This window comes from Streptomyces calvus (genome assembly GCF_006782915.1).
Classification (GTDB): Bacteria; Actinomycetota; Actinomycetes; order Streptomycetales; family Streptomycetaceae; genus Streptomyces; species Streptomyces calvus.
This window is the reverse complement of record NZ_VCNP01000054.1, coordinates 1-13,314: the sequence shown is the minus strand read 5'-3', so window position 1 is coordinate 13,314 and position 13,314 is coordinate 1. Positions and strand designations below refer to the sequence as shown.

General features: G+C 70.6%; 8 protein-coding genes. 7 read left to right on the top strand and 1 reads right to left on the bottom strand.

From position 1 onward, the window contains the following. Positions 1-831: 831 nt before the first annotated feature. On the bottom strand, positions 832-3,558 hold the full coding sequence (gene polA / locus FGW31_RS26220; protein WP_142195997.1) for a DNA polymerase I: 2,727 nt from the start codon (positions 3,556-3,558) through the stop codon (positions 832-834). Positions 3,559-3,723: 165 nt separating this feature from the next. On the opposite strand from polA, the gene FGW31_RS26215 reads away from it, so the two are divergent. The 7 genes from FGW31_RS26215 to FGW31_RS26185 all read left to right on the top strand — a co-directional run bounded on the left by FGW31_RS26215 (position 3,724) and on the right by FGW31_RS26185 (position 13,314). Beyond that, positions 3,724-6,042, top strand: a complete 2,319-nt coding sequence (locus FGW31_RS26215) for an FdhF/YdeP family oxidoreductase (protein WP_142195996.1) — start codon at positions 3,724-3,726, stop codon at positions 6,040-6,042. A gap of 57 nt (positions 6,043-6,099) precedes the next feature. After that, on the top strand, positions 6,100-6,582 hold the full coding sequence (locus tag FGW31_RS26210; RefSeq protein ID WP_142195995.1) for a PaaI family thioesterase: 483 nt from the start codon (positions 6,100-6,102) through the stop codon (positions 6,580-6,582). Between the two features lie 1,039 nt (positions 6,583-7,621). Further along, positions 7,622-8,854, top strand: a complete 1,233-nt coding sequence (locus FGW31_RS26205; protein ID WP_142195994.1) for a branched-chain amino acid ABC transporter substrate-binding protein — start codon at positions 7,622-7,624, stop codon at positions 8,852-8,854. 113 nt (positions 8,855-8,967) lie between these two features. Continuing rightward, complete coding sequence (locus FGW31_RS26200; RefSeq protein WP_142195993.1) at positions 8,968-9,897, top strand: branched-chain amino acid ABC transporter permease; 930 nt, start codon at positions 8,968-8,970, stop codon at positions 9,895-9,897. A gap of 5 nt (positions 9,898-9,902) precedes the next feature. Further along, a complete protein-coding gene (locus FGW31_RS26195) occupies positions 9,903-11,732 on the top strand; it encodes a branched-chain amino acid ABC transporter permease (RefSeq protein ID WP_142195992.1) in 1,830 nt (609 codons plus the stop codon). Positions 11,733-11,737: 5 nt separating this feature from the next. Continuing rightward, the gene (locus FGW31_RS26190; RefSeq protein ID WP_182674614.1) at positions 11,738-12,601 is read left to right on the top strand and encodes an ABC transporter ATP-binding protein; all 864 of its coding nucleotides are present in this window, start codon (positions 11,738-11,740) and stop codon (positions 12,599-12,601) included. Next, positions 12,598-13,314 (top strand): ABC transporter ATP-binding protein, encoded by a 717-nt coding sequence (locus FGW31_RS26185; protein WP_142195990.1) that lies wholly within the window; start codon positions 12,598-12,600, stop codon positions 13,312-13,314. Before FGW31_RS26190 ends, FGW31_RS26185 begins: the two co-directional genes overlap by 4 nt.

Genomic DNA, 13,314 nt, shown 5'->3' with positions numbered 1-13,314 from the left:
CGCGCGGTGGGAGCTGGACAGCGGCGGGAGCCGGGGAGCGGGTGGGACGGGGGCTGCGGTGGCACGGGGCTGCGGTGGCGGTGGCACTGGTCCCGCGCCTGGGGCACTCGGGACGGCACCGTGCCCGCAGCCGGGCCGCTGGCGACGGCACGGTCCGGGTCGGCGGCGAGGCTCCGGGGCTGGCACGGCACCGGTCTCGAAGGGTGAGCGCCAGGCGACGGCACGGTCCAGGTCGGCGGCGAAGCTCCAGGGACGGCACAGCACCGGTTCCGAAGGATGAGCGCCAGGCGACGGCACGGTCCAGGTCGGCGACGAAGCCCCAGGGACGGCACGGTCCAGGTCTGCGGCTGGGCGTCGGGCGGCGGCACGGATACGTCGGGGTTGACGCCGGACTCGTCAGGATCCGGGCCGGCTCGGCACCGCCGGGCCACGCCGTCGCGGCTGCTCGCCGTCGCGGCGGGAACAAGGCGGCGGGGCCAGGCGCCCGGCCCGCAGCCGGGCGCCTGCCCCCGCCGCACGGACACAGCGAGGTCACGCCGGGCCAGCGGCCGGATGCGTCAGGCGCAGGGCACCCCGCCGGACGGGGTGGCCCGTGACCCTGAGGCGGGGACAGGGGCCGGTGGCTCCCTGTCCCCGGTGGATCAGTGGGCCAGCGCCCCCGTCCCCGGTACATCAGTGAGCCGGTACCCCCGGCCCCCGGTGAATCAGTGGGCCAGTACCCCCCGCCCCGGTGAATCAGTGGGCCAGCGCCCCCGTCCCCGGTGAATCAGTGGGCCAGTACCCCCGCCCCGGTAAATCAGTGAGCCAGTACCCCCCGCCCCCGGCCGTTGGTCAGTGGGCTGCCGATTCCCAGTCCGGGCCCGCGCCGACGGAGACGCCGAGGGGGACCCGGAGCTGGACCGCGCTCGCCATTTCCCGGCGGACCAGGTCCTCCACTGCCGGACGCTCGCCGGGAGCGACCTCCAGGACGATTTCGTCGTGGACCTGGAGCAGCATCCGGGAGGTCAGGCCCGCCTCGCGCAGCGCCCGGTCCACGTTCAGCATGGCGATCTTGACGATGTCCGCCGCCGTGCCCTGGATCGGTGCGTTGAGCGCCATCCGCTCGGCCGCCTCGCGGCGCTGGCGGTTGTCGCTGTTGAGGTCCGGCAGATAGCGGCGGCGGCCGAAGAGCGTCGCCGTGTAGCCGGTCGCCCGGGCCTCGTCCACCACCCGGCGCAGATAGTCCCGTACGCCGCCGAACCGCTCGAAGTAGGCGTCCATCAGGGCGCGGGCCTCCGCCGCCTCGATGTTCAGCTGCTGGGAGAGGCCGAAGGCCGACAGCCCGTACGCCAGGCCGTACGACATCGCCTTGATCTTGCGGCGCATCTCCGCGTCGACCGCGGACTGCTCGACCGAGAACACCTGCGCGGCGGCCGTGGTGTGCAGGTCCTCGCCCGAGGTGAACGCCTCGATCAGACCGGCGTCCTCGGACAGGTGGGCCATCACGCGCAGCTCGATCTGGCTGTAGTCGGCGGTGAGCAGCGACTCGAAGCCCTCGCCGACCACGAAACCGCGGCGGATCGCGCGGCCCTCGTCCGTGCGGACGGGGATGTTCTGCAGGTTCGGGTCGGTCGAGGACAGGCGGCCGGTCGCGGCGACCGTCTGGTTGAACGTGGTGTGGATGCGGCCGTCCGCGGCGATCGTCTTGATCAGGCCCTCGACGGTGACGCGCAGCTTCGCCTGCTCACGGTGCCGGAGCATGATCACCGGCAGTTCGTTGTCGGTCTGCGTGGCCAGCCAGGCCAGCGCGTCGGCGTCCGTGGTGTAGCCGGTCTTCGTCTTCTTCGTCTTCGGCAGGGCCAGTTCGCCGAAGAGGACCTCCTGGAGCTGCTTGGGCGAGCCCAGGTTGAACTCGTGGCCCGCCGCCGCGTGGGCCTCCTTCACCGCCTGCTGCACGGCGCCCGCGAACATCTGCTCCATGGCCTCCAGGTGCGCCCGGTCGGCCGCGATGCCGTTCCGCTCCATGCGGGCCAGCAGCGCCGACGTCGGCAGTTCCACGTCGCGCAGCAGGTCCGCCGCGCCCACGTCGGCCAGGCGGCCCTCGAAGGCCTCGCCCAGGTCGAGGATCGCGCGGGCCTGCACCATCAGCGCCTCGGCCTCCGCGCCGTCGTCCGCGCCGAAGGCCAGCTGCCCGTCGGGCGCGGCGGCCGGCGCCAGTTCGCGGTGCAGGTACTCCAGGGACAGCGCGTCCAGGTCGAAGGAGCGGCGGCCCGGCTTCACCAGGTACGCGGCGAGCGCGGTGTCCATGGTGACGCCCTCGACGCTCCAGCCGTGCTCGGCGAAGACCCGCATCGCGCCCTTGGCGTTGTGGAAGACCTTGGGCCGGTCCGTGTCGCGCAGCCAGCCGGCGAAGGCCCGCTCGTCGGCCTCGTCCAGCTCGGCCGGGTCGAACCAGGCGGCCGGTCCGTCGGACGCGGCGAGCGCGACCTCGGCGACCGAGCCGGTGCCGAGCGCCCAGGTGTCGACCGTGGCGACGCCGAGCGGCCCGGTGTCGTGTTCGGCGAGCCAGCCGGCCAGCTCGCCGGTGCCCAGCACGGTGCCGTCCAGCTCCACGCCCGCCGCGACGACCGGGGTGGTCTCGGCCTCCTCGGCGCCGGGGTCGACGGCGAACAGGCGCTCGCGCAGCGACGGGTTCCTGATCTCCAGGGTGTCCAGGATCATCGCCACGGCCTTGCGGTCGTAGGCCGTGCGCTCCAGGTCGGTGACGCCCTTGGGCAGCGCGACCCGCCGCTCCAGCTCGGTGAGCCGACGGTTGAGCTTGACGGACTCCAGGTGGTCGCGGAGGTTCTGCCCGGCCTTGCCCTTGACCTCGTCGACGCGCTCGACCAGCTCGGCGAAGGAACCGAACTGGTTGATCCACTTCGCGGCGGTCTTCTCGCCGACGCCGGGGATGCCGGGCAGGTTGTCGGACGGGTCGCCGCGCAGCGCCGCGAAGTCGGGGTACTGGGCGGGCGTCAGGCCGTACTTCTCGAAGACCTTCTCCGGGGTGAACCGGGTCAGCTCGGAGACGCCCTTGGTCGGGTACAGCACCGTGGTGTGCTCGGAGACCAGCTGGAAGGAGTCCCGGTCGCCGGTGACGATCAGCACCTCGAAGCCCTCGGCCTCGGCCTGGGTGGCGAGGGTGGCGATGACGTCGTCCGCCTCGAAGCCCTCGACGGCGAAGCGCTCGGCGCGCATCGCGTCGAGCAGCTCGCCGATCAGCTCGACCTGACCCTTGAACTCGTCCGGGGTCTTGGAGCGGTTCGCCTTGTACTCGGTGAACTCCTCCGACCGCCAGGTCTTGCGCGAGACGTCGAAGGCGACCGCGAAGTGCGTGGGCGCCTCGTCACGCAGTGTGTTGGCCAGCATCGACGCGAAGCCGTAGATCGCGTTCGTCGGCTGGCCCGTCGCGGTGGTGAAGTTCTCCGCGGGCAGCGCGAAGAACGCGCGGTAGGCCAGCGAGTGCCCGTCCATGAGCATCAGTCGCGGACGGGTCCCGCCGGAGGTCTGGTCGGTCTTCTTCGATGCTGTCTCTGCCACGCCCCCGATCCTGCCACGCCCCACTGACACCCGGCCCCGCCCACCGGGCCCGGGCACGCCCCGCGCACCGCGCCGCACGTTCTCCTCACGATCTCCGTCCGCCCGGCCCCCGTCGCCGTAGGATCGGAGACGTACCTCACATGTGTACGCGAACAGGAGTGCGCGATGGCCACGAAGCCGCCCAAGGGTGATCCGGTTCAGGACGCGCCGCAGGTCACCGAGCCCCAGCACGCGGCAGCGGGCCTCCCCGCGATCGGTCACACGCTGCGCATGGCCCACCAGCAGATGGGTGTGAAGCGGACGGCGCTGACGCTGCTCAGCGTCAACCAGAAGGACGGCTTCGACTGCCCGGGCTGCGCCTGGCCGGAGCCGGAGCACCGGCACCGGGCGGAGTTCTGCGAGAACGGCGCGAAGGCCGTCGCCGAGGAGGCCACCCTGCGCCGGGTCACCCCGGAGTTCTTCGCCGCGCACTCCGTGGCCGACCTGGCCGGCCGCAGCGGCTACTGGCTGGGCCAGCAGGGCCGGCTGACCCACCCCATGTACCTGCCGGAGGGCGGCGACCACTACGAGCCGGTCACCTGGGAGCGGGCCTTCGACATCGTCGCCGAGGAGATCGACGGCCTCTCCTCTCCCGACGAGGCCGTCTTCTACACCTCCGGGCGCACCAGCAACGAGGCCGCGTTCCTGTACCAGCTGTTCGCGCGCGAGCTGGGCACCAACAACCTGCCCGACTGCTCCAACATGTGCCACGAGTCCTCCGGCTCGGCCCTGTCGGAGACCATCGGCGTCGGCAAGGGCAGCGTCCTGCTCGAGGACCTGTACCGGGCGGACCTGATCGTCGTCGCCGGGCAGAACCCGGGCACCAACCACCCGCGCATGCTGTCCGCGCTGGAGAAGGCGAAGGCCAACGGCGCGCGGATCGTCAGCGTGAACCCGCTGCCCGAGGCGGGCCTGGAGCGGTTCAAGAACCCGCAGACGCCGAAGGGGCTGACCACCGGCGCCGCCCTGACCGACCTGTTCCTGCAGATCCGCATCGGCGGCGACCAGGCGCTCTTCCGTCTCCTCAACAAGCTGATCCTCGACACGCCCGGCGCGGTGGACGAGGAGTTCGTGCGTGAACACACGCACGGCTACGAGGAGTTCGCGGCGGCGGCGCGCGCCGCCGACTGGGAGGAGACGCTCGCCGCGACCGGCCTCGCCCGCGAGGACATCGAGCGGTTCCTGCGGATGGTCCTCGACTCCGAGCGCGTCATCGTGTGCTGGGCGATGGGTCTGACCCAGCACAAGCACTCGGTGCCGATGATCCGCGAGATCGTCAACTTCCTGCTGCTGCGCGGCAACATCGGCCGGCCGGGCGCGGGCGTGTGCCCGGTGCGGGGCCACTCCAACGTGCAGGGCGACCGCACGATGGGCATCTTCGAGCGGCCCGCGCCGGCGTTCCTGGACGCGCTGGAGAAGGAGTTCGGCTTCGCTCCGCCGCGCGAGCACGGCTACGACGTGGTGCGGGCCATCCGCGCGCTGCGCGACGGGAAGGCGAAGGTCTTCTTCGCGATGGGCGGCAACTTCGTCTCCGCCTCCCCCGACACGGCGGTCACCGAGGCCGCGATGCGGCGCGCCCGGCTGACGGTGCACGTGTCGACCAAGCTGAACCGCTCGCACACCGTCACGGGAACGCGCGCCCTGATCCTGCCGACACTGGGCCGCACCGAGCGCGATCTGCAGGCCGGCGGCGAGCAGTTCGTGACGGTGGAGGACTCGATGGGCATGGTGCACGCCTCGCGCGGGCGCCTGGAGCCGGCGAGCCGGCACCTGCTGTCCGAGCCGGCCATCGTGTGCCGGCTGGCCCGCCGGGTGCTGGGTGAGCGCAGCACGGTGCCGTGGGAGGAGTTCGAGAAGGACTACGCGACGATCCGCGACCGCATCGCGCGCGTGATCCCCGGCTTCGAGGACTTCAACGCGCGCGTGGCCCCTCCCCGAGCTCGCGGCTCCGCCCGAGCAGGGGACACCCCATCCGGCGGCTTCGCGCTCCCCCACGCCCCGCGCGACGAACGCCGCTTCCCGACGGCGACCGGCAAGGCCAACTTCACCGCCGCCGCGGTGGAGTACCCGAAGCTGCCGGAGGGCCGGCTGCTGCTGCAGACGCTGCGCTCGCACGACCAGTACAACACCACGATCTACGGCCTGGACGACCGCTACCGCGGCATCAAAAACGGCCGCCGGGTGGTGCTGGTCAACCCGGAGGACGCGCGGGAACTGCGGCTCGCGGACAGCTCGTACGTCGACCTGGTGAGCGAGTGGACGGACGGTGTGGAGCGCCGGGCGCCCGGTTTCCGCGTGGTGCACTACCCGACGGCGCGGGGCTGCGCCGCGGCGTACTACCCGGAGACGAACGTGCTGGTGCCGCTGGACGCGACCGCGGACACCAGCAACACCCCGGCCAGCAAGTCCGTCGTGGTGCGTCTGGAACAATCGGCGACCGACTGAGCGTTTGCTCAGCCGTCAGCCGTGTTGATCAGGACGCACCGCGAACGGAGCCGGGCCATGGGAGAGCAGCAGCACGTGAAGTTCCCGCAGGAGGTCGTCGACGAGTACGCCGCGCTCGGGGTGGACCTCCAGGCGTTGTTCTCGGCGGGCCACCTGGGCACGCGGATGGGCGTGCAGATCGTGGAGGCGTCGCCGGAGCGGGTCGTCGGCACCATGCCGGTGGAGGGCAACACCCAGCCGTACGGCCTGCTGCACGGCGGTGCGTCCGCGGTGCTGGCCGAGACGCTGGGGTCGGTGGGGTCGATGCTGCACGGCGGCAGCTCGAAGATCGCGGTCGGCGTCGACCTCAACTGCACGCACCACCGCGGCGTCCGGTCCGGTCTGGTGACCGGTGTCGCCACGCCGGTGCACCGGGGGCGGTCCACGGCGACGTACGAGATCGTCATCACCGACGAGGCGGACAAGCGGGTGTGCACCGCGCGGCTGACCTGCCTGCTGCGCGATGTGCGGCCCGGCGACGCGGAACAGGCCGCGGGCTGACGGCCGTCGTGGTGCGGGAGCGCCTCCGCGCCCCGCGCCACGCCTCTTTGGACCTGGGGGCGCGGCATCGCGGTGCGAACCCGTGCCGCCCGACCGTCGAAAGGCGGTACCGCGGGCGGGCGTTCACCCGCTCGACCTCCGGGTGCGCCCCGGGGCCGGCCCGTCCGGGCAGGCAACGGACGGGAACCCCTGGGCCGCGGGCGGCCACGACCGCCCACTCCCCCGCACACCCCTCGCCCCCGGCGCACCCGCCGGTGACCGGGTGCGATGCGCCCGAGCGCCGCACACTCCCCGGCCGGCCGCCGGAAGACCCCACTGCGGGTGAGTTGACGAACCGTCAGGTATACGCGGCGGAGGGCGGCCCGCACCGACCCGGCGGGCCGGCCGCCGGACAGCCGCTCCGTCCCGACAGCCACCGGGGAACTCACGAAACCCGCAGGCCAGGGCCCTTGATCCAATAATCCGGAACTCCGGATTCACCGTTTGATCGATCACTGATTCCGCAATTTCCGTGGCTATTACATGGAATTCTGGGGCCCACCACCGGCCCCGGCCGCCCTTTCCCGCGCCCCTCCCGGCACGGAATGAGGGAAACCACCGAAGAACGCCGGAACGCCGGACTCCCTTTCCTGGGCGTAACTCTGCGTAATGCGCGCGTTATACAGCCACCGGCCACGCGACTTCGGGCCACAGGCCCCGTGAAGCCCCTCCCCGAGCCCCGCGCACCACCTTCGGCACTTCCGTCCGGTCATTACCAAAACCCCTGATACACCTGAACCGACCTTGCCGAGTCCTGCGGTTTCTCACCATCCGGACAGGGCAAAACGGCGAGAATTCCGCCGTTCCCCCCAGTCAGTACCGCTCTGCAATACGTCGTGTCATAACAAGAGAGTCACAGCCTTGGCCAGACCCTCCTCCACGTTCCCTACACCCGCTTAGAGTCACCGCCAGTCACCGCGCCGCCCGATTGTCACGTCGGCCCAGCGCTCGACTCGGCCGTTTCCATCGGGGAGCGGTTGTCAGGGGAAAGGACTGGATCGTGCGTCAACGTTCGCTCATCGCCCTCACCGCGGCACTCGCGGCGGGCTCGCTCACGCTCACCGCATGCGGGTCGCGCGACGACAGCAGCAACGGCAGTGGCGGCGGCGACAAGACCACTGTTGTGATCGGCATCGACGCCCCGCTGACCGGCGACCTCTCGGCCCTCGGCCTCGGCATGCGCAACTCCGCCGAGCTCGCGGTGAAGACCGCCAACAAGGACGGGTTCGTCGACGGCGTCGAGTTCAAGCTCGAACCGCTCGACGACCAGGCCCAGCCCTCCGTCGGCCAGCAGAACGCCCAGAAGTTCATCAGCAACAAGGACGTCCTCGGCGTCGTCGGCCCGCTGAACTCCAGCGTCTCCCAGCAGATGCAGAAGCCGTTCAACGACGCCGGCCTGGTCCAGGTGTCCCCGGCCAACACCGGCACCGAGCTGACCCAGGGCGACGGCTGGAAGACCGGCGACTCGGTCCGCCAGTTCAAGACGTTCTTCCGCACCGCCACCACGGACGAGATCCAGGGTGCCTTCGCCGCCGAGTACCTGTACACCAAGGCCGGCAAGAAGAAGGTCTACCTGATCGACGACCAGAAGACCTACGGCGCGGGCCTGGCCGCCTCCTTCAAGACGAACTTCACCAAGCTCGGCGGCAAGATCGTCGGCAACGACCACATCAACCCCGACGACCGCGACTTCAACGCCGTCGTCGCCAAGATCAAGAAGACCGGCGCCGAGGCCCTCTACTACGGCGGCGAGTACCCGGCCGCCGCCCCGCTGAGCCAGCAGCTCAAGGACAGCGGCCAGAACATCCCGCTCATGGGCGGCGACGGCATCTACTCCGGCGAGTTCCCGAAGCTGAACAAGAAGGCCGAGGGCGACCTCGCCACCTCCGTGGGCAAGCCGGTCGAGCAGCTGCCGTCCGCCAAGGAGTTCATCGAGAACTACAAGGCCGAGGGCTTCGAGGACCCCTACGAGGCGTACGGCGGCCTCACCTACGACGCCACCTGGTCGATCATCGAGGCCGTGAAGCTGGCCGTCGAGGGCAACGACGGCAAGGTCCCGTCCGACGCCCGCAAGGCCGTCCTCGACGCGATGAGCAAGGTCAAGTTCGACGGCGTCACCGGCACCATCTCCTTCGACGAGTTCGGTGACACCACGAACACCCTGATGACCGCCTACAAGATCAAGAACAACGCCTGGGCGCCCGAGTACAGCGCCTCGCCCAAGGTGGACTGACCGAGGGACACACAGAGGACACTCCCCTCACACATTGATCCCAGGCCGCGCGGGAGCGCCCACCAGCGCTCCCGCGCGGCGCCGTATCCGAACCACTCCACGGAGGCCCTGCGGTGAACGAACTGCCGCAACAGCTGGCCAATGGACTCATCCTCGGCGCGATGTACGGACTCATCGCGATCGGCTACACGATGGTCTACGGCATCGTCCAGCTCATCAACTTCGCCCACGGCGAGATCTTCATGGTCGGGGGCTTCGGGGCCCTCACCGTCTTCCTGATACTCCCCGACGGCTTCGCCCTCGGAGCCGCCATACCCCTCATGATCCTCGGCGGCGTCGTCGTCTCGGTGGCGTTCGCCACCGCGGCCGAGCGCTTCGCCTACCGGCCGCTGCGCAACGCACCACGGCTGGCACCGCTGATCACCGCCATCGGCCTGTCCATCGTGCTCCAGCAGATCGTGTGGATGTGGTACCCGGAGGCGAAGAAGGACCGCTCCTTCCCGCAGTTCCAGGGCGAGCCCATCGACATCCTCGGCGCCACCGTCCAGCGCGGTGACCTCTTCGTCATCATCGCCGCCCCGCTGTGCATGGTCGCCCTCGGCCTCTTCGTGTCCAAGACCCGCTCCGGCCGCGGCATGCAGGCCACCGCCCAGGACCCCGACACCGCCAAGCTGATGGGCGTCAACACCGACCGCATCATCGTCATGGCCTTCGCCATCGGTGCCGCGTTCGCCGCCGTCGCGGCCGTCGCCTACGGCCTGAAGAACGGCCAGGTCGGCTTCCGCATGGGCTTCCTGATGGGCCTCAAGGCCTTCACCGCCGCCGTCCTCGGCGGCATCGGCAACATCTACGGCGCCATGCTCGGCGGCATCGTCCTCGGCGTCGCCGAGGCCCTCGCCACCGGCTACATCGCCAACGTCCCCGGCATGGACCTCTTCGGCGGCGGCGCGTGGAAGGACGTGTGGGCGTTCAGCCTGCTCATCCTGGTCCTGCTCTTCCGGCCACAGGGCCTGCTCGGCGAACGCGTCGCGGATCGGGCGTGATACCCATGACGACCAAGACTCCCACCACCGACGGCACCGCCACCGCCAAGGCGGACACCGCACCGGCCACCCCGCTCGTCCCGCTGCCGCACGCCGCGGCACGCGCGATCACCGTCGCCGGCTCGGCCCTCGCCCTCGTCGGCACCTTCCTCGCCTGGACCTGGACCGACGAGTTCCCCGGCAACCTCACCGTCACCGGCTACCCGGGCGGCCTGCAGGTCCTCACCCTCGTCGGAGCCGCGCTCACCCTGCTGTTCGCCCTCTCCGGCTACGGCATCCGGGGCCTTGGCTGGCTCACGCCCGGCGGCACCAACAGCCCGGTCGTGCTGAGCGCCCTCGGCGTCCTCGGCACCACCGGCTACACCATGGGCGCCATCAGCCAGGAACTCGGCGGCCTGGTCAACCTCGAACCCGGCGCCTGGGTCTCCGGCATCGGCTCCCTCGTCGCCGTCGTCGGCGCCCTGGGCCTCCCGGTCGACCAGCCGTACGACAAGGACGCGGGCCGGCCCGGACCGTGGGGCCGGTTCCGCCACTCCCTCACCGCCCCCGAGCCCGGCCGCGCCGAGGAGCTGCCCTCCTGGGCCGAGATCCTGATCATCGCCGCCGGTTTCGGTGCCGGCCTGTACGTCTTCGCGTACGGCATCGGCACCGAGTACTCCGAGCTGTTCGTCGGCTTCCTGATCACCGCCGGGTTCGGCTTCACCGCCGTCACCCGCGCCGGACTGCTCAAGCGGCTCTCGGCGCTCACCGCCAAGCACCGCAACGTCACGCTCGCGGCCGCCTTCGTCGCCGCGATCTGCTTCCCGTTCACCCAGAGCAACGACCAGTTCGCCCTCATCGGCGCGAACATCCTCATCTTCGCCACGGTCGCCCTGGGCCTCAACGTCGTCGTCGGCCTCGCCGGCCTCCTCGACCTCGGTTACGTCGCCTTCCTCGGCGTCGGCGCCTACGCCGCCGCCCTGGTGTCCGGCTCCCCGCAGTCGAGCATCGGCGTGCACTTCCCGTTCTGGGCGGCCGTCCTCACCGGCGCGCTCGCCTCGCTGGTCTTCGGCGTGGTGATCGGCGCCCCGACCCTGCGGCTGCGCGGCGACTACCTCGCCATCGTGACGCTCGGCTTCGGTGAGATCTTCCGCATCACCATGAACAACCTGAACGGCAACAGCGGACCGGACGTCACCAACGGCTCCAACGGCATCCCGAACATCCCCGACCTGGAGATCTTCGGCTTCAACCTGGGCCTGCCGCACAACGTCCTCGGCCACGAGCTCACCCGCTCCGGCAACTACTACCTGCTGATGCTGCTGTTCACGGCGATCGTCGTGCTGGTCTTCCGCCGCTCCGCGGAGTCCCGCATCGGCCGCGCCTGGGTCGCCATCCGCGAGGACGAGACCGCCGCCACCGCCATGGGCATCAACGGCTTCCGCCTCAAGCTCCTCGCGTTCGCGCTCGGCGCCTGCCTGGCCGGCCTCGCCGGCACCGTGCAGGCCCACGTGTCCTACAGCGTCACCCCCGAGCAGTACCAGTTCGCCGGCTCCGTGCCGCCCAACTCGGCCTTCCTGCTCGCCGCCGTCATCCTCGGCGGCATGGGCACCATCAGCGGCCCGCTGATCGGCGCCGCGCTGCTCTACCTGATCCCGGCCAAGCTCCAGTTCATGGCGGAGTACCAGCTGCTCCTCTTCGGCGCCGCGCTCATGCTCCTGATGCGCTTCCGCCCCGAGGGCCTGGTCGCCGACCGCAGGAAGCAGCTCGAGTTCCACGACACCGGACAGCTCGACGTACCGGACGACAAGCCGCTCCCCGACGGCGCGACCGGCGTCGCGAAGGCAGGGGCGTGACCCTCATGACGACCACCACCGCACCCACCACCACGACGGTCCTCGACGCCAGCGACGTCACCATGCGGTTCGGCGGCCTCACCGCCGTGCGCTCGGTCGACCTCGTCGTCAACAGCGGCGAGATCGTCGGTCTGATCGGTCCCAACGGCGCCGGGAAGACCACCTTCTTCAACTGCCTCACCGGCCTGTACGTCCCCACCGAGGGGAAGGTCGCGTACAAGGGCACCGTGCTGCCGCCCAAGCCGCACCTGGTCACCCAGGCCGGCATCGCCCGCACCTTCCAGAACATCCGGCTCTTCGCCAACATGACGGTTCTGGAGAACGTGCTCGTCGGACGGCACACCCGCACCAAGGAGGGCCTCTGGTCGGCCCTGCTGCGGCTGCCCGGCTTCAAGCGGGCCGAGCAGGAGTCCCGCGAACGGGCCATGGAACTCCTGGAGTTCACCGGTCTCGCCGCCAAGGCCGACCACCTGGCCCGCAACCTGCCCTACGGCGAGCAGCGCAAGCTGGAGATCGCCCGGGCGCTGGCCAGCGAACCCGGCCTGCTCCTGCTGGACGAGCCCACCGCGGGCATGAACCCGCAGGAGACCCGCGCGGCCGAAGAGCTGATCTTCGCCATCCGCGACAAGGGCATCGCCGTCCTGGTCATCGAGCACGACATCCGGTTCATCATGAACCTCTGCGACCGGGTCGCCGTACTCGTCCAGGGCGAGAAGATCGTCGAGGGACCCGCCGAGGTCGTCCAGGCCGACGAGCGCGTCATCGCCGCCTACCTCGGCACCCCCTTCGAAGGAGCGCCGGGCCAGGAGGAGGCCGCCGAGGTCGAGGCGGCCGAGGCGCACAGCACCACAGAAGGGGACGACAAGTGACCGCACTGCTGGAGGTCGAGGACCTCAGGGTCGCCTACGGCAAGATCGAGGCCGTCAAGGGCATCTCGTTCACCGTCGACGCGGGCGAGGTCGTCACCCTCATCGGCACCAACGGCGCCGGCAAGACCACCACGCTCAGGACGCTGTCCGGGCTGCTCCAGCCGGTCTCCGGCGACATCAGGTTCGACGGGCAGTCGCTGAAGAAGATCCCCGCGCACAAGATCGTGTCGCTGGGGCTCGCCCACTCCCCCGAGGGGCGGCACATCTTCCCCCGGATGACCATCGAGGACAACCTCCGGCTCGGCGCCTTCCTCCGCAACGACAAGGACGGCATCGAGAAGGACATCCGGCGCGCCTACGAGCTCTTCCCCATCCTCGGGGAGCGCAGCAAGCAGGCCGCGGGCACGCTCTCCGGCGGCGAGCAGCAGATGCTCGCCATGGGCCGGGCCCTGATGTCGCGGCCCAAGCTGCTCATGCTCGACGAGCCCTCCATGGGCCTGTCGCCGATCATGATGCAGAAGATCATGGCGACCATCAAGGAGCTCAAGGACCAGGGCACCACCATCCTGCTCATCGAGCAGAACGCCCAGGCCGCGCTCTCCCTGGCGGACCACGCGCACGTGATGGAGGTCGGCAAGATCGTCCTGTCCGGTTCCGGGCAGGAGCTGCTGCACGACGAGTCCGTCCGCAAGGCCTACCTCGGCGAGGACTAG

What these genes read in the sequence shown, in the direction of transcription:
- FGW31_RS26215 (WP_142195996.1), top strand. Translation starts at nt 3,724, where the DNA reads ATGGCCACGAAGCCGCCCAAGGGTGATCCGGTTCAGGACGCGCCGCAG.
- FGW31_RS26210 (WP_142195995.1), top strand. Translation starts at nt 6,100, where the DNA reads ATGGGAGAGCAGCAGCACGTGAAGTTCCCGCAGGAGGTCGTCGACGAG.
- FGW31_RS26195 (WP_142195992.1), top strand. Translation starts at nt 9,903, where the DNA reads ATGACGACCAAGACTCCCACCACCGACGGCACCGCCACCGCCAAGGCG.
- FGW31_RS26190 (WP_182674614.1), top strand. Translation starts at nt 11,738, where the DNA reads ATGACGACCACCACCGCACCCACCACCACGACGGTCCTCGACGCCAGC.